The organism is Mycobacterium sp. NGS56, from assembly GCF_059812425.1.
Map to the genome: position 1 here is coordinate 1,527,615 of NZ_JCALCQ010000001.1, position 20,744 is coordinate 1,548,358.

The window sequence follows — 20,744 nt, forward strand, 5'->3', positions numbered from 1 at the left end:
GGTGGCAAGAGCCCGTGAGGGTCGGTCATGCGTTACAGTATTACACATGCTGTCAACACGTAATGCGCCACTGGACACCGGCGAGCGGATTCTCGCCGCGGCGGCCAGCTGCGTGGTGGATTTCGGGGTGGAGCGGGTGACCCTGGCCGAGATAGCCCGACGTGCGGGCGTCAGCAGACCGACGGTGTACCGGCGGTGGCCGGACACACAATCGATCGTGGCGGCGCTTTTGACCCAACACATCACCGAAGTGATGCGCGACGCCCCTTTACTCGGCGAGGATCGTGAATCGCTTGTGCGGCAGATAGTTGCGGTGACCGATCTGCTGCGGGCGGACCGACTGGTGATGTCGGTGCTGCACTCGGATCTCGCGTCGACCTATATCACCGAACGCCTGGGGACGAGCCAGCGCATGTTGATTGACGCGCTCGCCGCCCGGCTGCGGGTGGCTCAGCGGCACGGAAGTGTTCGGCTCGGCGATCCGGTCCAGATGGCGACCATGGTGCTGCTGATCGCGCAATCCACCATCCAGTCGGCCGGGATCGTCGAGGCGATGCTCGACGCCCAAGCGCTGGACACCGAGCTCACCCACACGCTGAACGGATATCTGTCGTGATCCCCGACCCGACCGCCCTGAACGCCGAGCGCCGCACGGCCGACCTGACCGCACTCGCCGACGGTGAGCCTTCCGACGTGATCGTGATCGGCGGCGGCATCACCGGTGCCGGGATCGCGTTGGATGCCGCGGCGCGCGGGCTGCGGGTGGCGCTGGTGGAGAAACATGATCTGGCCTTCGGCACCAGCCGGTGGAGTTCCAAGCTCGTCCACGGCGGGCTGCGTTACCTGGCGACCGGAAACGCGGGCATTGCCCGGCGCAGCGCCATCGAGCGCGGAATCTTGATGACGCGCAACGCCCCTCATTTGGTTCATGCGATGCCCCAACTGGTGCCGCTGCTGCCATCGATGAGTGCGGGCAAGCGAGCGCTGGTGCGCGGCGGATTCCTGGCGGGTGACGCGTTGCGGTTCCTCGCCGGCACCCCGGCGTCGACCCTGCCCCGCTCGCGCCGGATTTCGGCGGAGCGCGTGGTGAAGATGGTGCCCACCGTGCGACGCGACGGCTTGGACGGCGGCTTCCTGGCTTACGACGGTCAACTCATCGACGACGCTCGGTTGGTCACCGCGGTCGCCCGCACCGCGGCGCAGCATGGCGCCCGGATCCTGACTTATGTGTCGGCGTCCCGGGCGACCGGCACGTCGGTGCGGCTGACCGACATGCGCGGCGGGGAATCGTTTGACGTGTCGGCGGGCGCGGTCATCAACGCGGCCGGGGTGTGGGCGGGCGAGATCGACGGCTCGTTACGGCTGCGGCCCAGCCGCGGCACGCACCTGGTGTTCGACGCCCAAGCCTTCGGCAATCCGACTGCGGCGCTTACCATTCCGATTCCCGGTGAGCTCAACCGCTTCGTCTTCGCCATGCCCGAACAGCTGGGCCGCGTCTATCTCGGTCTGACCGACGAGGCCGCGCCCGGTCCCGTTCCCGATGTGCCCGAACCGACGGTTGAAGAGATCACGTTCTTGCTCGACACGGTGAACACCGGGTTGGGGATCGGCCTTACCGCGACCGACGTCATCGGCGCCTATGCGGGGCTGCGGCCGCTGATCGACACCGGCGAAGGCCGCACCGCCGACGTTTCCCGCGAACACGCCGTCGTCGAATCGGCGTCCGGGGTGATCAGCGTGATCGGCGGCAAGCTTACCGAATACCGTTATATGGCACAGGATGTGCTGGACCGCGCGATCCGGGTGCGTCGGCTGCGGGCCGCGAAATGCCGGACCCGCAATCTGCCGCTGATCGGGGCGCCGGCCAACCCCGGGGTGGTGGCGGCGCCGGACTCCGCGCCGCCGGTGTCACTGGTGCAGCGCTACGGGGCCGAGGCGCCCAAGGTGATCGGCTCCGCCACCTGCGAGCGCCCCACGGAACCGGTCGTGGAGGGAATCGACGTCACCAGAGCGGAATTCGAATACGCGATCACGCATGAGGGCGCGCTGGATGTTTCCGACATCGTCGATCGGCGGACGCGGATCGGACTGGTGGGGCGCGATCGAGAGCGCGCTGTTCCAGTGGCAACCGAGTTCTTGGCGCGCGTCGCTAACCGCCGTGCGCGGGGTGAGCACCGAACCTAGTTCGAAGACCCATTGGAGTCCTTGCTGTCGTCCGATTCGTCGGATTCGTCGGAGTCGTCGGAGTCTTCGCTGTCGTCGGATTCGTCGGAGTCGTCGCTGTCGTCGCTGTCGTCCGATTCGTCGCTGTCATCGGAGTCATCGGAGTCTTTGGAGTCCTCGGAGTCGTTGGAGTCATCGGAGTCGTTGGAGTCCTCGGAATCTCCGCTGTCCTTGGAGCCCTCGGTCTTGCCGGAGCCCGCGGCCTCCTCGAGCTTGGTTGCGAATTTCGTCAACAGGCCGGCGAGGTCACGGGCCTCTTCAGGTGACAGCGAATCATCGAATAACCCTTCGTCGCTCTCAGAGATGCGCTCAAGGTGAACCGCGCTGTCCTGGATGCCGACGTCCCACCGGCCCCCCTCTTCACGAACCATCCGATGCCCCTTCCGGTTAGGACTGACTCAAACTGATCCCGCGCTAGGCGTTGTTTACCCACTCCCGGTCAAAGCGCAACGGCCTTTAGCAGGAATTGCCGGTGAGCCATTGGGAGACCTTGGCCAACAACGAACTCATTGATAATGTGACAGTAAATTGCTAATGATAGTTACTATCAAAAAAAGCCAGGCGGCTCTGGAGCTCGGAGGTGGTTGCTATGGCGACGCGTGTCCCGGTTTTGATCGTCGGAGCCGGTGTTGGCGGCCTCGCCACGTCGGCGCTGCTGGCCCAGCACGGGGTGCATTCGCTCCTGGTCGAGAAGCGACGGGAATTCTTCCTCTACCCAAAGGCCCGCAACCTGAGTTTTCGCAGCTCGGAAATCTTGCGCGGCCTGGGGGTTCGCGACGAGGTGCGGGCGGTCGCCGAACGGGTCTCGACGCTGGTGGTCAGGCCCACGCTCAACAGCGCCGTGCAACGGCCGGGCCTAGACGTCGACGCGATCTTCGCCGGACTGGACAAGCTCAGCCCGGAGCCGGCGGCGCAGTATTGCCCGCAGAGCCGGCTCGAGCCGATCCTGCGCGACGCGGCGCGACGAGGCGGCAGCGAGGTGCGCTACGGCACGGAGCTGTCCTCGATCGCGATGGATGAAACGGGAGTCACCGCGGTGGTGCGCGACGCGGAGTTGGGGGAGTCGCAGACCGTCCGGGCCGACTATCTCGTGGGCGCCGACGGCGTGCACAGTCCAATCCGTGACGGGCTGGGAATCACCACATCGGGGTACGGCGCGCTACCGATCTATGTGGTGTTCGTCTACTTCCGGGCGCGATGGCGACAATTCGTCCCGGAGTTACACGACGGCGACGGAGTGCAGGTGAAAAACGACGACGTGGACGGCATATTCCTGGTCGCCGAAGGCGATCTCGGCATGTTCATCACCACCTACTTTCCCGGCGCAGGTGAGACGGCCGATCACTTCACACCGCAGCGTTGCCGCGAGGTGCTCATCAAGGCCATCGGCGAGCGGATCGACATCGACATCATCGAGGTCGCTGCGTGGCAACCCTACGAACAGGTGGCCGACCAATTCCACTGCGGGCGAGCATTTCTCGTCGGCGATTCGGCACACACCATGCCGCCGTTCAAAGCCGGAGGAGCCAACACCGCCATCCAGAGCGCGCACAACCTGGCCTGGAAACTCGCCGCCGTTCTGCACGGCACCGCCGCACCGGAACTGCTGGCGACCTACCAGGCCGAGCGTCATCCGGTTGGCCGATTCGCCGCGCGTCAGTCGCTCACCGGCCCGTCCGTGGCGCTGCTGCGCGCGGGTGGCGACGCGCCGCAGTTGCCGGCCGACGAGGAGTGCTCGATGTTCGCCCTGCTCATCGGATACCGCTACCGCTCGACCGCGGTCGTGACAGGTGATGCGGGCGATGGCGGGTTGGTGGACGAATTGCGCGCACAACCCGGCACTCGGCTGCCGCACGTCTGGGTTCGCGAGGGAGTGTCGACACTTGACCTGCTGGGACCCCGTTTCACCGTGTTGTCCGGGGACGAGCGGTGGTGTGCGGCGGCGACTTCGGCGACGGTGACCGCACACCGCTGCTACAGCGACGAGTGGGCGGCGGTTACCGGGCTGCCGTCGGAGGGCGCGCTGCTGATCCGGCCGGACGATTTCGTCGGGTGGCGTACCGACGAACTTCCCGATGACCCCGAAGGGGAACTGCGGCAAGCGCTTTCGGCGATCTTAAGCCGCGGCGGGGGATGACGACAGACTTCTCGGATCCGATAGCATCAGCGCCAGCGGATTCGCGGATCACCTTGTGGCGACAACGGGCGTCGCCGGCCAGTTACAGCGGGATGTTCTTGTGGCGGCCGCGGCGCGCGGGCGCCTGGGCCAGAGCCTCGGTGAGCTTGCTGCGGGTGTGCGACGGGTCGATCTTCTCGTCGACGACGCCGATCTCGATGGCGCTGTCCACGCCGCCCGCGATCCGCTCGTGCTCGGCGGCGAGCTCGTCATGCAGCGCCTCGCGCTCGTGGTCCGCCGCGGCGGCCAGCTTCTTCTTGTGCAGGATGCCGACGGCGGCCTTGGCGCCCATCACCGCGACCTCGGCGTCCGGCCACGCGTACACCTTGGTCGCGTTCAGTGACCGGGAGTTCATTGCAATGTAGGCCCCGCCGTAGGTCTTTCGGGTGACCAATGTGACGCGCGGAACCGTGCACTCGCCGAACGCGTGCAGCAGCTTGGCGCCGCGGCGCACCACCCCGCCCCACTCCTGGTCGACACCGGGCAGATAGCCGGGCACGTCGACGATCACCACCAGCGGAATGCCGAATGCGTCGCAGAGTCGCACGAACCGCGCTGCCTTCTCGGCACTTTCAGAGTTCAGGCAACCGCCCAGGCGCAACGGGTTGTTGGCCAGCACGCCGACCGTGCGGCCGGACAGCCGGCCAAGGCCGATCACCATCGACGGCGCCCAGTTGGCCTGGAATTCGTCGAAAGGCGTCTCGTCGTCCAGGATCGCGGTCACGATCGGCCGCACGTCGTAGGCCCGGCGCGACGACTCGGGCAGCAGCGCATGGATGTCGGTGTCACCGGCCTCGGCCTTGTTCTTGTCGAAATGCCCTTGCTGGCAGAACAACCCGACCAGCCGGCGGCCGCGTTCGTACGCGTCGAGCTCGTCGTCGGCGACGATGTGGCAGACCCCGGACTTCTTGTGGTGGGTCTCCGGCCCGCCGAGCGAGCACATGTCCACGTCCTCGCCGGTGACGCTGCGCACCACGTCCGGCCCGGTGACGAACACCCGGCTTTCCGGCGCCATCACGATGACGTCGGTCAGGGCCGGCCCGTAGGCGGCGCCGCCGGCGGCGAAGCCGACGACCACCGAGATCTGCGGGATGTAACCGGACGCCCGAATCATCGCCTCGAAGACCAGGCCCACCGCGTGAAGTGCCTTCACACCCTCGGCCAGCCGGGCACCGCCGGAGTGCCAGATACCCACGATCGGGCTCTGCTCCTCGATGGCGGTGTCATAGGCGTTGACAATGTGCGTGCACCCCTCGATGCCCATCGCGCCGCCCATGACGGTTCCGTCGGTGCAAAACGCGATGGTGCGCACGCCATTCACGGTCCCCGCGGCGGCAAGGACGCCGGAACGGTCCCGCTCGTGCAGCAGCTCGACGCTGTCATCGTCGAAGAAATTGCTCAAGCGCAACAGCGGGTCGCGAGGGTCGAGCGACTCGCCAACCGTCTCGGGGGCCGTGATAGTCATCGCAGGTCTCCTGATATTCGGTGGTGCCCGGGTCTAGTAGCGCCCGAAGGCGATGGCCACGTTGTGTCCGCCGAACCCGAACGAGTTGTTGATCGCGTACTCGTAGTTGCCCGGCCGTGGTTTGCCTGCGACGACGTCGAGGTCGATTTCGGGGTCGAGGTTTTCCAGGTTGAGCGTGGGGGGGACCACCTGGTCGCGCAGGGCGAGCACGGTCAGGATGGATTCCACGGCACCCACGGCGCCCACCGAGTGGCCGAGTGCGGCTTTGGGGGCATAGACGGCGGGTTTGTTGCTGCCCAGCGCGTTGTTGATGGCCCTGGCCTCGGCGACGTCACCGACCGAGGTGCCGGTGGCGTGGGCGTTGACGTGGCCGATGTCGGACGGCATGAGCCCGGCGAGCTGGATGGCGCGGCTCATCGCGTGGCCGGCGCGTTCGCCGTTGGGGTCCGGGGCCACCATGTGATACCCGTCGGAAGTGATGCTGGCGCCCATGATGCGGGCCAAGATGTTGGCGCCGCGTGCTTTGGCGTGTTCCTCGGTTTCGATGACCATGAGCGCGCCGGCCTCGCCGAACACGAAGCCGGTCCGGTCGCGGTCGAACGGGCGACACGCCCCGGCCGGGTCGTCGTTTTTGGTCGACATCACGATGCGCATCTGGGCGAACGCCGCGATCGCGACCGCCTCGATCCTGACCTCGACGCCACCACAGATGGCGATGTCGGCCTCGCCGAACACGATGTTGCGCCACGCCTGCGCGACGCCCTCGGAACCCGACGCGCACGCCGACACCGGGGTGATCACGCCGGCTTTGGCATGCCGCTCGAGCCCCACCGCGACGGCCGCGCCGTCGGGCATGTACTTCGACACCGCGAGCGGTGAGACCCCCCTGATACCGCGAGCCCGCAAATCGTCATAACTGAACACGATCTGCTCGGCAGACCCCAGGCCGGTGCCGATGGACACCATCAGCCGGTTGCTGTCGACCTCGGGCGAGCCGGCGTTCTCCCAGACCCGCCGGCTCAACACTGTCGACATCCGCTGCAGATAACCCATCCGGTGGCGTTCGGCGCGCGTCAGTCCGGCGTCGAATTCCTCCTGCAGGTGCCCGCCGATGCGCACCGGCAGGTCGAACTCCTCGACGAACGAATCCTCGAGCTTGCGGATACCACTTTGGCTGTCCAGCAACAACTTCCAGGTGGTTTCGGCATCAGTAGCTAACGCGGTCGTCATGGCGACGCCAGTGACCACCACATTGGGCAACGTTTTCCCGGTAACCAACTCCGTCATGACTTGCAAAACCTTTCACACTCGAGAGCTGCCAACGCAGGACGTCGAGCCCACTCCCCACCGAACCATGAAAACACAATGTGCATTGTCCCCAACGCTGCAAACGTCGGACGGCCACCTTTCGTTTTGCGGCAATCGCGCGCTCACCTGGCCTTATTCGGCGCGGACCGCCTCCGCTCGCGCCATCAGCCCCCGGCCACCGGGCAACGCGCCCACCACTGTACGGGCCAGCCGGTCGCGGCCCCGCACGGCGTCGGTCCTGGCTTTGCCGGCGCGTAGGTGTCGCCAGCCCAGTATCGCCCACGACGCCGCGACGAGGGCGTCTGTCACCCCGCCGCGAGCGCGCTCCCGGTCGACCGCGGCCAGGCCGAGCGCTGTCGCCGAGTGCACGCTGTCGACCCAGACCCCAGCCGCCAGCACCTCCGGGCTGGGATTGATTCCCGACAGCAGCGCCTGGGTCAGGTGGCGCGCGCCCAGGATCCGGGTGACGACGAGCGCCTTGCGGTCGACCCGCACCCCGTGAATGTGGTGGAGCACCTCGGCCGGGGCGACCAGCAGCGCCGAGCCCCACAGCGCCCGGACCACTTCGATCACGCGAATCTTCATCAGAGACCTCCTAATTGACGCGCAAACGGTCCCACCCGTTCGATGAACCGATCGAAGAATGCCGCCGCGTCCACGTCAATCCCGATGAGCGCGTTGGGTTCTCGACGGTCCGACCAATCGGTCACCGTCATGGCGCGGGTGAGCGTTCCGGTCAGCTCGATGTCCACCGTCGCAGGGCGCGTCGTGACCAGTTCGGGATCCAGCGCGACGGCGGCGGCCAGCGGATCGTGCATGTGCGCCCGATACCCATGGCCGAGTTCGTGATAGGCCTCCAGGTAGAACCGCATCGCGTCCTCGATCACCCTGATCAGCGGGTTGGACGCCGCCGACCGGGTGCCAGGAGCGTCGTGTTCGCTCAGCCGTGTCGTCGTCGACTCCGCGGCCGCTGCCAGCCGCGCCAGATGATCGGGCGTCATCGCAACCTTACGGGTCAGATCCAGTCCGCACAGGATTGGAAGCCGCCCTCGCCCAACGGTTTCCGGACGCCATGCGGCCAACACCTCGGCCGCCGCCTCGGGGTCCACACTGATGTTCCACTCCGCCACCGCGGTGGTGTTACCCCGGTGATCGTAGGAACCACCCATGATCACCAGCCGTTTGAGCAGCGTCGGCAGCTCGGGCTCGGCGCGCAGCGCCAGCGCCAGGTTGGTCAGCGGCCCGGTCGCCACGCCGATGAGTTCACCGGGAGCCGCGCGTGCTGCGCGTATCCAGGCGCCGGCCGAGTCGTAGTCGGTGAGCCCGCGGGTGCCCGGCGGCAAGTCGGCGTAGCCCAATCCCCTGGGGCCGTGGACTTTTGACGGCAGCCGCATCGGCCCGGTCAGGGTCTGTCCGGAGCCCTTGGAAACCGGGACACCGGTGCGCTGGCACAGCTCCAGCAGGCCCAGATTGTTTTCGCAAACCTGGTCCACCCCAACGTTTCCCCCGGTCGAGGCGATGCCGACCACCTCGGCGTCGGGGCTGGCGAACAGGTACATCAGCGCCAGCGCATCGTCCACGCCGGTATCGACGTCGACGAAAACGGGCGCGCTCATTGTTTCCAAGATACCGGCGGTTAGGCTGGCACGATGCCAACGACGTCGGAGCCCCCCGAGGGAACTGATTTAACGCCGCACTTCGGCGATGTGCAGGCCCACTACGACTTGTCGGATGAATTCTTCCGGCTGTTTCTGGACCCGACCCAGACGTACAGCTGCGCCTACTTCGAGCGCGAGGACATGACGCTGGAAGAGGCGCAGATTGCCAAGATCGACCTCGCGCTCGGCAAACTCGGCCTACAGCCGGGCATGACGCTGCTCGACGTCGGCTGCGGTTGGGGCGCCACCATGATGCGTGCCCTGGAAAAGTACGACGTCAACGTCGTCGGCCTGACCCTGAGCCGCAACCAGGCCGAACATGTCGAACAGCTGATCGAGGAGTCCAACAGCCCGCGTTCGGCCCGGGTCCTGCTGGAGGGGTGGGAACAGTTCGACGAGCCGGTAGACCGGATCGTCAGCATCGGCGCCTTCGAGCACTTCGGGCACGAGCGTTACGACGCGTTCTTCACCCTGGCGCACGACCTGTTGCCCGACGACGGGATCATGCTGCTGCACACCATCACCGGGCTACACCCGACGGAGATGGCCGAGCGCGGCATGCCCATCTCGTTCACGTTCGCCAGATTCATCAAATTCATTGTCACCGAGATCTTTCCGGGTGGGCGGCTGCCGTCGATACCGATGGTGGAAGAGCGCGCCACTGCGAACGGCTTCACGGTGAGTCGCGTGCAGTCGCTGCAGCCGCATTACGCGAAGACGCTCGACCTTTGGGCCGCCGCACTGCAGGCCCACAAGGAAGAGGCCATCGCGGTGCAATCCGAGGAAGTCTACGAGCGGTACATGAAATACCTGACCGGTTGCGCCGACGCATTCCGGATCGGCTACATCGACGTCAACCAGTTCACACTGCAGAAATGACTACCAGTGCACACCGGGCACCAGGCGGACCAGCCGCCTGACCGGACGGGGTGCCCGGATGCCTCGGGCGGCGGCGCGCACGGGCCGGCTGGGCTTGCGCCGCGCAGTCCGCGTAGCCGGCGTCGGCGCAGGTTCGGCGGCGAGCCCGCGCGCCGCGGCCGAATCGGGATAGCCGAGATAGAGCTGGTGCAGAACGCGCCGCGACGTTTTCGGCGCGAAGTAATTGCCGGCCTCGGCGAGGGTGCCCAGCGGGGTGTCGATGCGGGCCGGCTTTTCCACCAGCCCGCGCACCACCATCGCCGCCGCGCGCTCGGGACTGATCGCCTTCATCGGGTTGAGCCGGTGGGATGGCACGATCATCGGGGTGCGCACCAGCGGCATATGGATGTTGGTGAAGGTGATGTGGTCCGACAGCACCTCCGAACCCACCACGTCGGAGAACGCGTCAAGCGCTGCCTTGGACGGCAGGTAGGAGCTGTACTTGGGATTGCGTGCCTGCACGCCGGCGCTCGACACGTTGACGACGTGACCGAATCGGCGCTCCCGCCAATGCGGTAGCAGCGCCAGCACCATCCGCACCGCGCCGAAGTAGTTGACCGCCATCACCCGTTCGTAATCGTGCAGCCGGTCGGTGGAGTTGATTACCGAGCGGCGGATCGACCGTCCGGCGTTGTTCACCAGGTAGTCGACGTGGTCGAAGCGCCCCAGGATGTCTTTGACCGTGTGTTCCACCGACGCGGAATCGGTGACATCACAGGTAAACGCATGGGCGGCACCACCATTGGCGCGGATCTCGTCGACCAGTGCATCCAGTGCCTCGCCGTTGCGGGCCAGCGCGAAAACGGTTGCGCCCCGCTCGGCGATCGCGATCGCAGCCGCCCGGCCAATGCCGCTGGATGCGCCGGTGATGATGACGTGCCGGCCCTGTAACGGCCCCTGTGGATCGTCGCGCCGGGCGCGGTCCGGATCGAGGTGCTCCGCCCAGTACCGCCACAGCTTGGGTGCGTAGCTGGAGAACTCCGGAACATCTATGCCGGTGCCCCGCAGGGCTTTTCGAGTCTTCTCACTGACAAAGGTGGGAGCCAGGTCCACGACGTCGAGCACCTCGGCCGGAATACCGAGCTGGGTGGCCGCCATGTTGCGCACCACTCTGGCGCGTCCGCGCACCTTGAGCACCGGGGCAGCCACCGAGCGGGGGAGTGAACCGCGCAGCGGCGGCAGCCCGGCCGCCTTGGCCACGCCGCGGTAGATGCCGCGCAGGCCAATCGTCTTCTCGGCGGTCAGGTGGAACGTCTGTCCGTCACGGCCGTCGGCATGCATCAGCGCGACCAGTGCGTCGACGACGTAGTCGACCGGGACGATGTTGGTGCGACCGGTGTCGGGCAACAGGATCGGGGTCAACGACGGGAGCACGGCCAACTTGGCCAGCACGCCGAAGAAGTAGTACGGCCCGTCCACCTTGTCCATCTCGCCGGTGCGTGAATCGCCCACCACCACCGCCGGGCGGTAGATGCGATAACGCAGCCCGGGCGCCGAGCGCACCTGCAGCTCGGCCTCGAACTTGGTCTGGTGATACGGCGTCGGCAGCTGCTGGCCGACGTCGAAATCGTCCTCGGTGTATGCACCGGCGAAATCGCCGGCCACCGCGATCGACGACACGTGGTGCAACGTCGCGTCCAGCCGCTGCGCCAGCGCGATCACCGCACGGGTGCCCTCGACGTTGCTGGCCCGTTGCTCGGGCTCACCTGCGGTGATGTCGTAGATCGCCGCGCAGTGGATCACGTGATCGATCTCGCCCAGCTCGGCGAAGACCTCGTCGCTCAGCTCCAGCTCCGGCAGCTCGGCGACCAGCGGCTTCACCCGCTCGCCCCAGTGTTCGGCGAGCCGCTCGAAGCGGCCCAGTGACCGCCGTCGTACCAGCACGAACAGCTGCGCATCGGGATGGGATTCCAGCAAGCGAGACACGACTCGGCGACCAATAAACCCGGTACCGCCGGTAACGACATACCGCATGAAGACATGGTGGCGGTGGCAGCCGCACACGTCAACTGTGATCTTCAGCGCGACCGGTCCCGATGGTGGCGACCCGCCGCGCCCGGCTACGCCGCCCTTGCGATCGCCACGCGTCCCGATGGTGGCGACCCGCCGCGCCCGGCTACGCCGCCCTTGCGATCGCCACTAATTGTGGAAGTCGCGGATCCCGTCCCAGTCGACGAGCGTCCAGCCGGTCATCGGGTTACCGCTGATCACCACGCGACCCGTGTTGGGGATCGGGTGGCTTTTCATCAGGCTGTTCTTGGCGTTCTGCGCGTTCATCAGCGTCCACACCATGATCGCGTTCATGTGCGAGAACACCACCGGGTTGTGGTGGCCGCTGTTGTAGATCTTGTTGATCGCCGCGGTGAACCGGTCGTTGAACTCCTTGCCGCTGACCGAGCCGGGGATGCTATTGGAGACGTCGCCGTTGATCCAGTCCACCGGCGCCAGCATGTACGTCGACTTCGCCATCGACTCGGGTTTGCCGTTGAACCAGCCGGCGTTGATCTCCTGGATGCCGGGCAGCACCTCCACCTGCTTGCCCAGCGCGGCGGCCACCGGCGCGGCGGTTTGCTGAGCACGCGTCATGGTTGAGGTGTAGATGCTGTCGTAGTCCTTGCGGCCCAGTTGGTGCGCAAGCTGTTCGGCCTGCCCCTTGCCCTCCGGGGTCAGCCCCGGCCCCGGCACCTCGGTGTCGATGGTGCCGCTGGCGTTGGCCTCGGACTGGGCGTGCCGGATGAATGTCACGGTGATGGACTTGGCCTGCGGTGAACCACCGCAGCCGCCGACGATCATGGTGGCGGTGAGCGCGGCGAGCGCTACCGCGGTTTTCCGGATCATGCTGCGCTTGGGCATGTCGATAGCCTGCCCTGCCGACGCCTCCGGTGGGAAGGGTTTGCGACGGTTTGTTACCGCGCGGCCTCGGCCAGCCCGGCTCGCGCGATGATCGACGCGGCGCCGGGCGGCAAGGAACGTCCGCCGTCGCCCGAGTCGCGGGCCTTTCGCGCCGCGATTCCGTCAGATGCCAGAGTGGACCGAGGATCCCTACCAACGATCAGGAGACTTCCATGGCGATTGATCCGAGTGCCGTCGGGGCGGTCACCGAGCCCATGCAGTTCGAATGGACCGACCGGGACACGCTGCTCTACGCGCTCGGTGTCGGAGCCGGGGTCGACGACCTGGCATTCACCACCGAGAACAGCCACGACATCGACCAGCAGGTGCTGCCCACCTATGCAGTCATCTGCTGCCCGGCCTTCGGAGCGGCCGGCCTGGTCGGAAAGTTCAACTGGGCCATGCTGTTACACGGATCGCAGAGCATCCGGCTGCACGCACCGCTGCCGCCCGCGGGCAGGCTCTCGGTGGTTTCCGAGGTCGCCGACATCCAGGACAAGGGCGAGGGCAAGAACGCGATCCTGGTGTTGCGCGGCAGGGGCACCGACCCGGAATCCGGGCAGCTGATCGCCGAGACGCTCACCACGCTCGTCATTCGGGGCGAGGGCGGCTTCGGGGGGATGCCGGGTCAGCGGCCGGTCGCACCGGAATTCCCGGACCGCGAGCCCGACGCGCGCGTCGCGCTGCCCACCCGCGAAGACCAGGCGCTGATCTACCGGCTCTCCGGGGACCGCAACCCGCTGCACAGCGACCCGTGGTTCGCCCGGGAACTGGCCGGCTTCCCCAAGCCGATCCTGCACGGGTTATGCACCTATGGGGTTTCGGGCCGCGCGCTGGTCGCCGAGCTGGGCCAGGGCGTCGCGGCCAACATCACGTCGATCGCCTCACGGTTCACCTCGCCAGTGTTCCCCGGCGAGACACTGACCACGCTGATCTGGCGTACCGAGGAAGGTAAGGCGGTGTTCCGCACCGAGGCGTCCGGTCCGGACGGGGCCGACACCCGGGTGGTGCTCGACGACGGCGCCGTGGAATACGCCCAGTCCTGATGGCGCCGGCCCGCTGCGCGCGGCTTCGCCGCGCTTGCGACCGTCGCTGGCGCTGATGGCGCCGGCCCGCTGCGTGCGGCTTCGCCGCGCTTGCGACCGTCGCTGGCGCTGATGGCGCCGGCCCGCTGCGCGCGGCTTCGCCGCGCTTGCGACCGTCGCTAGCGCGACAGCTGATCCGCCAGCCGGGCGGTGAATTCGCTTGCCCGAGCGGGACCGTCCAGCGCGTACAGCGCTGCGGTGGCGCGGTCTCCGTCGTCGCCGTGCCGCACCAGGATCGGCACGCCATCGGCTCGCACCGCGTCGAACGCGTCCTCGTCGGTGATGTCGTCGCCGAGGTACACCGGCGTCAGGGCAACCGACCCGGCGTCGTGCAGGTGATCAAGCACCCAGCGCAACGTTTTTCCCTTATCCCAGTCCAGGTCGGGGCGCAGCTCGATGACCTCGCGGCCGGTGGTGACGCGAAGCTCGTCGCGGCGACCCGCGGCGCGCACCGCCGCCAGCACCTCGCCGACGCGGTCGCGATCGGCATTGCGGTAATGCACGGCCACCCCGAATCGCTTGTGTTCCACCACAACACCGGCAATCGCGCCGAGCTGGTCGCGCAGCTGACCGGCCGCCTGCTCGAGCACCGGGATGGCGGTGGCCGCGTCGTCGTTCTGGTGGTGCGTTCCGTCGGGGGCGGTCAGCTCGAAACCGTGGCTACCCGCATACCAGAGACCGGGTACGCCAACACGATTCGTGACGTCGGCGAGGTCGCGCCCGGACAGCACCGCGACCGGACACCGCGCGGCCAGATTTACCAGCGCCTCGGTGGCCCCGGCGACTGGCCGCGCCGAGTCCGGGTCATCGACGATGTCGGAGAGCGTGCCGTCGAAGTCGAAGAACACTGCCGGTCGCCTGTCGGCCAGCCCGTCGGCCAAGGCCTGAAACGCATCGGGCAGCTGCGACATGCGGCGATCGCCGGTCCGCACGGTGACGTCGTCCAGATCGGCGACCACCGCGTCGGCCCCCGCCTCGCGTAACGCGTCGCCGTGCCCGGCCGGATCGACAGCGATCACCAGCGCGAAGCCGGCGGCGCGCGCGGCCTCGACGCCCTCGGCGTGCCCGGCGACCACGACGCAACGGCCGGGCCGTACCCCCAGGCGGTTGGCCGCCTGCACCGGACCGTCCGCCGAAATGACGGTGCTGCTCACCCCGGTTTCGCGCAGGTGTGCGGCCAGTGTGGAGCCCGGCGCGGTGTCGATGTCGAACAGCACCGCGTCGTGGCGGCGCGGGTCGATGATGACCGGCCCGGACTTGCCCATTGACCCACCTTCTCACGGTGGTCCGCCGTGCGGAGACTGGGTCAGTGACGCGCGCGACCCGGCGCCGAGGGATGGGTCGGCGGCACGGGGCGGACCACCGGGCGCGCGGAAGGCTTGCGCGCGAACAACAACACGGAATCGTCGCCTAGGGCCACCAGGCGCTCCATGCCCAACTCGATGCCTGCGGCCAGCTGCTTGACGTCGAACGCGTCGCCCTGTTCGACGGTGATTCCGAAGACCAGTTCGTCGCCGTAGCTCAACACCGCCACACCGGTGTGCAGCGCCGCGGCGGTCGGGGGGATCGGCAGCAGCCGCTCCAAGGTCTGGCCCATCACCCGCAGGTGACGGCGTGGCCCGGGCACGTTGGTGGCCAAGGTTACGATGGCGCGCTGCGGGAGGTGGGAGAGCAGTTGTAACACGTTGCTACGCAACGTGGTTGGCAAACAGCCGATCATCGATTCTACGATGCCGGCCGGTCGCGGCTGAGCTGTCTGCTTGGCCTGCCACCTGGTATGGACCGTCTGCAACCGCCGCACCGGATCGTCGTGTTCGACGGGCAGGTGTGAAAGCATCGCCGAGCGCACCGGCATCGGCGCCAGGATGCGCAGCGAGTCCGCCCGCGGTTCCTCGCCGCGCCCGAGCAGCGCCGTGCGAAATCCCTCGGTGACGGCGGCGAGCGCGACGTCGTTGACGCTGACCCCGAACTTGCGGCAGACGCTGTCGACGTCCGCGATCGGCACGCGTACCGTGCTGTAGCGCCGCAGGGCGGTGGCCGCCTCGGTCCGCATCCCCGGCCACATCGCGTCGACCAGGGCGCCGGTGATGTTGCCCGCGGTCGACGAAGCCCGCCACAGCGCGTCGACCCAGCCAGGCTTGCCTGCGACCGGTGACGAAACCTGTTTTGCCGCAGCACTGTTGGCGAAGACATCCGCGTCGGCGTCGTCACACAGCCTGCTGATCAGGCGGGCGGCCGAGTTGCCGTCGAGCAGTCCGTGATGGGTTTTCATCAGGATCGCCCACCGGTTGCCCTGCAGGCCCTCGATGACCCAGCACTCCCACGGTGGGCGGTTCAGATCGAGGGTGCGTTCCAGGGCGTAGGCGATGGCCCGGGACAGCTCGGCCTCGTCGCCGGGGTGGGGAATGGCTACCCGGCGCACGTGGTGGGCCAGGTCGAAGTCCGGGCAGTCGATCCATTCCTGGTGCAGCGGATGCGCACGCAGCAGCTGCGTGCAGCGAGTGATCGGCTGGATGCGTTCCGCCAGAAGGCGTTTGAGCCGCTCGTAATCGGGGGCGGTGCCGTCGACGATGGCGACCGCGCCGATCGCCAAGCTCGCATGCCGGTCCGGATCGTGGGCTTGAAGAAATGCCGTATCCAGTGTCTGTGCCATGCCGGCTCCCGCTAGTCCGCTTTGTTGAACTTGTGCCAGTATCTGTCGACCCAGTGATTTGCGGTAGTACGCGCACGTTAAGAGCTTGTTTAGGAGTTGAAGTTCGGCTTAACAACCGTTGTGCTGAGCCTCGGTTAAATCGAACACCAGTTCGATATACTCGGACTCGTGGGCTGGTTCAACGGGCCGCCGAGCTGGGCGGAAATGGAGCGGGTGCTCGACAGCAAGCCCCGCCACGCCGGGGAGTCGGCGGGCCCGGAATCCGACGGCCCGCTGTCGCGCAGGCGAGCGACGTATCAGCCGCCGGATGACGGCCGGGCGTCCCGCTCATCCGTCGCTTATGCCGAACTGCATGCGCACTCGGCGTTCAGCTTTCTGGACGGGGCGAGCACACCCGAGGAGCTGGTCGAGGAGGCGGCCCGGCTAGACCTGCGCGCCCTGGCGCTCACCGACCACGACGGACTGTATGGGGCGGTGCGGTTCGCCGAAGCGGCGGCCGAGCTCGACATGCGCACCGTGTTCGGCGCCGAACTGTCGCTTGGCCCGGGTGCCCGCACCGAGCAGCCGGATCCGCCCGGCCCGCACCTGCTGGTGCTGGCCCGGGGCGCGGAGGGTTACCGGCGGTTGTCGCGACAACTGGCCGCGGCCCATCTGGCCGGCGGCGAGAAAGGCAAGCCGCGCTACGATTTCGACGCGCTGACCGAGGCCGCCGGCGGGCACTGGCACATCCTGACGGGCTGCCGCAAAGGGCATGTCCGCCAGGCACTTTCCGAAGGCGGCCCATCGGCGGCGGAGCGGGCGCTGGCCAATCTGGTGGACCGGTTCGGGGCTCACCGGGTCAGCATCGAGCTGACCCATCACGGCCAACCGCTCGACGACGAACGCAACGGGGTGCTGGCCGCGCTGGCCCCACGCTTCGGTGTCGGTGTCGTCGCCACCACCGGCGCGCATTTCGCGGGGCCGTCGCGGCGCCGGCTGGCCATGGCGATGGGCGCCATCCGGGCGCGGGAGTCGCTGGATTCGGCCGCCGGATGGCTGGCCCCGCTGGGCGGCTCGCACCTGCGCTCGGGTGAGGAGATGGCCCGGTTGTTCGGGCAGCGGCCCGACGTGGTGACCGCGGCCGCCGAGCTGGGCGAGCAGTGCGCGTTCGGCCTGGCGCTCATCGCGCCGCAGTTGCCGCCCTTCGACGTGCCCGTCGGGCACACCGAGGACAGCTGGCTGCGGCAGTTGACCATGACCGGGGCGCGTGACCGTTACGGGTCGGCCGAGCACGCGCCGCGCGCGTATGCCCAAATCGAACGTGAACTGAAAGTCATTGCCCAGCTGGCGTTCCCGGGCTATTTTTTGGTTGTGCACGACATCGCCCGGTTCTGCCGGGACAACAACATCCTGTGCCAGGGCCGGGGATCGGCCGCCAACTCCGCGGTCTGTTACGCCCTTGGTGTCACCGCCGTCGACCCGGTGGCCAACGAGTTGCTGTTCGAGCGCTTTCTGTCACCGGCCCGCGACGGGCCGCCCGACATCGACATGGACATCGAATCCGATCAGCGCGAAAAGGTCATCCAGTACGTCTACGACAAATACGGCCGCGACTACGCCGCCCAGGTCGCCAACGTCATCACCTACCGGGGCAAGATCGCGGTGCGCGACATGGCCCGCGCCCTGGGCTTCTCGCAGGGGCAGCAGGACGCGTGGAGCAAGCAGATCAGCCACTGGAACGGGCTGGCCGACTCACCCGATGTGGAGGGCATCCCCGAACCGGTGGTCGACCTGGCCAACCAGATCCGGAACCTTCCGCGGCACATGGGAATTCATTCCGGTGGCATGGTGATCTGTGACCGCCCGATCGCCGACGTGTGCCCGGTGGAGTGGGCGCGCATGGAGAACCGCAGCGTCCTGCAGTGGGACAAAGACGACTGCGCGGCAATCGGTTTGGTGAAGTTCGACCTGCTGGGGCTGGGGATGCTCTCGGCGCTGCACTATGCCATCGACCTGGTGGCCGAGCACAAGGGGATCGAGGTGGACCTGGCCCGCCTCGACCTCTCCGAACCGGCGGTGTACGAGATGCTGGCCCGCGCCGATTCCGTCGGCGTGTTCCAGGTGGAGTCTCGCGCGCAGATGGCCACGCTGCCGCGGCTGAAGCCGCGGGTGTTCTACGACCTGGTGGTGGAGGTCGCGCTGATCCGTCCCGGCCCCATCCAGGGCGGGTCGGTGCATCCCTACATCCGGCGGCGCAACGGCCTGGATCCAGTGGTTTATGACCACCCGTCGATGGAGCCGGCATTGCGAAAGACGCTGGGGGTTCCGCTCTTTCAGGAACAACTGATGCAGCTCGCGGTCGACTGTGCCGGATTCTCGGCCGCCGAGGCCGATCAGCTGCGCCGCGCCATGGGGTCCAAGCGCTCGACCGAACGCATGCGACGGCTGCGCGGCCGGTTCTATGAGGGCATGCGCACGCTGCACGGCGCCCCGGACGAGGTGATAGACCGCACCTACGAAAAACTGGAAGCCTTCGCCAATTTCGGTTTTCCCGAAAGCCATGCGCTGAGCTTCGCGTCGCTGGTGTTCTACTCGTCGTGGTTCAAGCTGCACCATCCGGCGGCCTTCTGCGCCGCGCTGCTGCGCGCCCAGCCGATGGGGTTCTACTCGCCGCAGTCGCTGGTGGCCGATGCGCGCCGGCACGGCGTGACGGTGCACGGCCCGGACGTCAACGCCAGCCTGGCGCACGCCACCTTGGAAGCCAGAGGAACCGAGGTGCGTCTCGGTCTGGGGGCGGTCCGACATATCGGCGACGACCTGGCCGAACAACTCGTCAACGAGCGAAAAGCCAACGGCCCGTTCGCTTCTGTGCTGGACCTGACGACCCGGCTGCAGCTTTCGGTGCCGCAGACCGAGGCGCTGGCGACGGCGGGGGCTCTTGGCTGCTTCGGCATGTCCCGGCGCGAGGCGTTGTGGGCGGCCGGGGCCGCGGCCACCCAGCGGCCGGGCCGCCTGCCCGGGGTGGGATCGTCGTCGCATATCCCGGCGCTGCCCGGGATGAGCGAGCTGGAATTGGCCGCCGCCGACGTGTGGGCCACCGGGGTCTCCCCGGACAGCTATCCGACGCAGTTCCTGCGGGCCGATCTGGACGCGATGGGGGTGGTGCCCGCCGAGAAGCTGGGCTCGGTGCCCGACGGCGACCGCGTGCTGATCGCGGGCGCGGTCACCCATCGGCAGCGGCCCGGCACGGCCCAGGGGGTCACGTTCATCAACCTCGAGGACGAAACCGGGATGATCAACGTGCTCTGCGCGCCGGGGGTTTGGGCGCGGCACCGCAAGCTGGCGAACTCGGCCCCGGCGTTGCTGGTGCGCGGGCAGGTGCAAAACGCCAGCGGCGCGATCACTGTCGTCGCCGAACGGTTGGGCCGCATTTCGCTGTCCGTCGGCTCGAAGTCTCGTGACTTTCGCTGATTCCGGCGCCGAACGTGCACTCACGGCGAGAAATTCGCGAAAACTTCGCCGTGAGTGCACGTTCGGCGGCGCCCGGCCGCCTCGGTAGTGTCCACTGCATGACCCTCAATTTGTCCGTCGACGAAGTCCTCACCACCACCCGCTCGGTCCGCAAGCGTCTCGACTTCGACAAGCCGGTCGGCCGCGACGTGCTGATGGAATGTCTCGAACTGGCGCTGCAGGCGCCGACCGGTTCCAATTCACAAGGCTGGCAATGGGTGTTCGTCGAGGACGCGGACAAGAAGAAGGCGATCGCCGACGTGTACCTGAAGAACGCGCGGGCCTACCTCGCCTCGCCCACCCCGGAGTACGGCGAAGGGGACGCCCGCGGCGAGCGGATGGACAAGGTCCGCGACTCCGCGAGCTACCTCGCCGAGCACATGCACGAGGCGCCGGTGCTGATGATCCCCTGCCTCTTCGGCCGGGAGGAGAAGCAGCCGCTGGGCGGGGTCTCGTTCTGGGCTTCGCTGTTTCCGGCCGTGTGGAGCTTCTGCCTGGCGCTGCGCTCCCGGGGCTTGGGGTCCTGCTGGACGACGCTGCACTTGCTCGGTGACGGTGAACAGCAGGTCGCGGACGTGCTCGGCATCCCGCACGACACATACAGCCAGGGCGGACTGTTTCCCATCGCCTACACCAAGGGCACCGACTTCCACCGGGCCAAGCGGCTGCCCGCCGAGCAGCTCACTCACTGGAATGCCTGGTAATCAGGTCTGAAGAGGCCAAACCTCGACGATCCCGCGCGCGACCGCACACGGCGTCTGGCTCACCCGCTCGATTGCCGCTTCAATGTCAAGGCGGTATCCGGCCTTTTGCCGTAACCGATCGTGATGAAGATGGGCATATTGATGCTGACTCTTCTGTGATACACAACTCGTCG

The 20,744-nt window shown here is 67.5% G+C and carries 16 protein-coding genes; 7 read left to right on the forward strand and 9 right to left on the reverse strand.

Features of this window, described 5'->3' with window-relative positions:
- The first annotated feature begins 46 nt into the window (after positions 1-46).
- Together AC5Y4F_RS07030 and AC5Y4F_RS07035 are read left to right on the forward strand one after the other, a co-directional pair.
- Positions 47-616 (forward strand): TetR/AcrR family transcriptional regulator, encoded by a 570-nt coding sequence (locus AC5Y4F_RS07030; RefSeq protein WP_067937616.1) that lies wholly within the window; start codon positions 47-49, stop codon positions 614-616.
- Positions 613-2,184, forward strand: coding sequence for a glycerol-3-phosphate dehydrogenase/oxidase (locus AC5Y4F_RS07035; RefSeq protein ID WP_499995690.1), 1,572 nt, complete (start codon positions 613-615; stop codon positions 2,182-2,184). Before AC5Y4F_RS07030 ends, AC5Y4F_RS07035 begins: the two co-directional genes overlap by 4 nt.
- On the opposite strand, the gene AC5Y4F_RS07040 is transcribed toward AC5Y4F_RS07035, so the two are convergent.
- Positions 2,181-2,594, reverse strand: a complete 414-nt coding sequence (locus tag AC5Y4F_RS07040) for a hypothetical protein (protein ID WP_067937613.1) — start codon at positions 2,592-2,594, stop codon at positions 2,181-2,183. The two genes, AC5Y4F_RS07035 and AC5Y4F_RS07040, sit on opposite strands and share 4 nt — an antisense overlap.
- A 218-nt stretch (positions 2,595-2,812) precedes the next feature.
- Between AC5Y4F_RS07040 and AC5Y4F_RS07045 the strand changes: the two genes are divergently transcribed.
- The gene (locus AC5Y4F_RS07045) at positions 2,813-4,360 is read left to right on the forward strand and encodes an FAD-dependent monooxygenase (RefSeq protein ID WP_499995694.1); all 1,548 of its coding nucleotides are present in this window, start codon (positions 2,813-2,815) and stop codon (positions 4,358-4,360) included.
- 82 nt (positions 4,361-4,442) lie between these two features.
- Here AC5Y4F_RS07045 and AC5Y4F_RS07050 read toward each other — a convergent pair whose 3' ends face one another.
- The 4 genes from AC5Y4F_RS07050 to AC5Y4F_RS07065 form a co-directional block, all read right to left on the reverse strand.
- A complete protein-coding gene (locus AC5Y4F_RS07050; protein WP_067937609.1) occupies positions 4,443-5,864 on the reverse strand; it encodes an acyl-CoA carboxylase subunit beta in 1,422 nt (473 codons plus the stop codon).
- A 33-nt stretch (positions 5,865-5,897) separates the two neighbouring features.
- Positions 5,898-7,151, reverse strand: coding sequence for a 3-oxoacyl-ACP synthase KasB (gene kasB, locus AC5Y4F_RS07055; RefSeq protein ID WP_499995699.1), 1,254 nt, complete (start codon positions 7,149-7,151; stop codon positions 5,898-5,900).
- Positions 7,152-7,304: 153 nt separating this feature from the next.
- Positions 7,305-7,757: a hypothetical protein gene (locus AC5Y4F_RS07060; protein ID WP_499995701.1), complete on the reverse strand. Its 453-nt coding sequence runs from the start codon at positions 7,755-7,757 to the stop codon at positions 7,305-7,307.
- Positions 7,757-8,788, reverse strand: coding sequence for a nucleoside hydrolase (locus AC5Y4F_RS07065; RefSeq protein ID WP_499995703.1), 1,032 nt, complete (start codon positions 8,786-8,788; stop codon positions 7,757-7,759). The genes AC5Y4F_RS07060 and AC5Y4F_RS07065 overlap by 1 nt, the downstream gene beginning before the upstream one ends.
- Positions 8,789-8,821: 33 nt before the next feature.
- Between AC5Y4F_RS07065 and cmaA1 the strand changes: the two genes are divergently transcribed.
- Positions 8,822-9,709, forward strand: coding sequence for a cyclopropane mycolic acid synthase CmaA1 (cmaA1, locus tag AC5Y4F_RS07070; RefSeq protein WP_067932738.1), 888 nt, complete (start codon positions 8,822-8,824; stop codon positions 9,707-9,709).
- On the opposite strand, the gene AC5Y4F_RS07075 is transcribed toward cmaA1, so the two are convergent.
- The gene (locus tag AC5Y4F_RS07075; RefSeq protein ID WP_499995705.1) at positions 9,710-11,722 is read right to left on the reverse strand and encodes an SDR family oxidoreductase; all 2,013 of its coding nucleotides are present in this window, start codon (positions 11,720-11,722) and stop codon (positions 9,710-9,712) included. It lies immediately after the preceding gene.
- A gap of 165 nt (positions 11,723-11,887) precedes the next feature.
- Positions 11,888-12,601, reverse strand: a complete 714-nt coding sequence (locus AC5Y4F_RS07080; protein WP_499995706.1) for a histidine phosphatase family protein — start codon at positions 12,599-12,601, stop codon at positions 11,888-11,890.
- A 212-nt stretch (positions 12,602-12,813) separates the two neighbouring features.
- On the opposite strand from AC5Y4F_RS07080, the gene AC5Y4F_RS07085 reads away from it, so the two are divergent.
- Positions 12,814-13,686: a MaoC/PaaZ C-terminal domain-containing protein gene (locus AC5Y4F_RS07085; protein ID WP_067932744.1), complete on the forward strand. Its 873-nt coding sequence runs from the start codon at positions 12,814-12,816 to the stop codon at positions 13,684-13,686.
- A gap of 158 nt (positions 13,687-13,844) precedes the next feature.
- Here AC5Y4F_RS07085 and otsB read toward each other — a convergent pair whose 3' ends face one another.
- Together otsB and AC5Y4F_RS07095 are read right to left on the reverse strand one after the other, a co-directional pair.
- Complete coding sequence (otsB, locus tag AC5Y4F_RS07090) at positions 13,845-14,990, reverse strand: trehalose-phosphatase (RefSeq protein ID WP_067932746.1); 1,146 nt, start codon at positions 14,988-14,990, stop codon at positions 13,845-13,847.
- 41 nt (positions 14,991-15,031) lie between these two features.
- Positions 15,032-16,378: a wax ester/triacylglycerol synthase domain-containing protein gene (locus tag AC5Y4F_RS07095; protein WP_067932748.1), complete on the reverse strand. Its 1,347-nt coding sequence runs from the start codon at positions 16,376-16,378 to the stop codon at positions 15,032-15,034.
- A 168-nt stretch (positions 16,379-16,546) separates the two neighbouring features.
- Between AC5Y4F_RS07095 and AC5Y4F_RS07100 the strand changes: the two genes are divergently transcribed.
- Together AC5Y4F_RS07100 and AC5Y4F_RS07105 are read left to right on the forward strand one after the other, a co-directional pair.
- Complete coding sequence (locus AC5Y4F_RS07100) at positions 16,547-19,828, forward strand: error-prone DNA polymerase (RefSeq protein WP_499995708.1); 3,282 nt, start codon at positions 16,547-16,549, stop codon at positions 19,826-19,828.
- A 98-nt stretch (positions 19,829-19,926) separates the two neighbouring features.
- Entirely contained in the window at positions 19,927-20,571 is a 645-nt protein-coding gene (locus tag AC5Y4F_RS07105) for a nitroreductase family protein (RefSeq protein WP_499995710.1), read from the forward strand.
- The last annotated feature ends 173 nt before the right edge of the window (positions 20,572-20,744 follow it).

What these genes read in the sequence shown, in the direction of transcription:
- AC5Y4F_RS07050 (WP_067937609.1), bottom strand. Translation starts at nt 5,864, where the DNA reads ATGACTATCACGGCCCCCGAGACGGTTGGCGAGTCGCTCGACCCTCGC.
- AC5Y4F_RS07045 (WP_499995694.1), top strand. Translation starts at nt 2,813, where the DNA reads ATGGCGACGCGTGTCCCGGTTTTGATCGTCGGAGCCGGTGTTGGCGGC.
- AC5Y4F_RS07085 (WP_067932744.1), top strand. Translation starts at nt 12,814, where the DNA reads ATGGCGATTGATCCGAGTGCCGTCGGGGCGGTCACCGAGCCCATGCAG.
- AC5Y4F_RS07065 (WP_499995703.1), bottom strand. Translation starts at nt 8,788, where the DNA reads ATGAGCGCGCCCGTTTTCGTCGACGTCGATACCGGCGTGGACGATGCG.
- AC5Y4F_RS07095 (WP_067932748.1), bottom strand. Translation starts at nt 16,378, where the DNA reads ATGGCACAGACACTGGATACGGCATTTCTTCAAGCCCACGATCCGGAC.
- AC5Y4F_RS07040 (WP_067937613.1), bottom strand. Translation starts at nt 2,594, where the DNA reads ATGGTTCGTGAAGAGGGGGGCCGGTGGGACGTCGGCATCCAGGACAGC.
- AC5Y4F_RS07080 (WP_499995706.1), bottom strand. Translation starts at nt 12,601, where the DNA reads ATGCCCAAGCGCAGCATGATCCGGAAAACCGCGGTAGCGCTCGCCGCG.
- AC5Y4F_RS07030 (WP_067937616.1), top strand. Translation starts at nt 47, where the DNA reads ATGCTGTCAACACGTAATGCGCCACTGGACACCGGCGAGCGGATTCTC.
- AC5Y4F_RS07105 (WP_499995710.1), top strand. Translation starts at nt 19,927, where the DNA reads ATGACCCTCAATTTGTCCGTCGACGAAGTCCTCACCACCACCCGCTCG.
- AC5Y4F_RS07075 (WP_499995705.1), bottom strand. Translation starts at nt 11,722, where the DNA reads ATGCGGTATGTCGTTACCGGCGGTACCGGGTTTATTGGTCGCCGAGTC.
- otsB (WP_067932746.1), bottom strand. Translation starts at nt 14,990, where the DNA reads ATGGGCAAGTCCGGGCCGGTCATCATCGACCCGCGCCGCCACGACGCG.
- kasB (WP_499995699.1), bottom strand. Translation starts at nt 7,151, where the DNA reads ATGACGGAGTTGGTTACCGGGAAAACGTTGCCCAATGTGGTGGTCACT.
- cmaA1 (WP_067932738.1), top strand. Translation starts at nt 8,822, where the DNA reads ATGCCAACGACGTCGGAGCCCCCCGAGGGAACTGATTTAACGCCGCAC.
- AC5Y4F_RS07060 (WP_499995701.1), bottom strand. Translation starts at nt 7,757, where the DNA reads ATGAAGATTCGCGTGATCGAAGTGGTCCGGGCGCTGTGGGGCTCGGCG.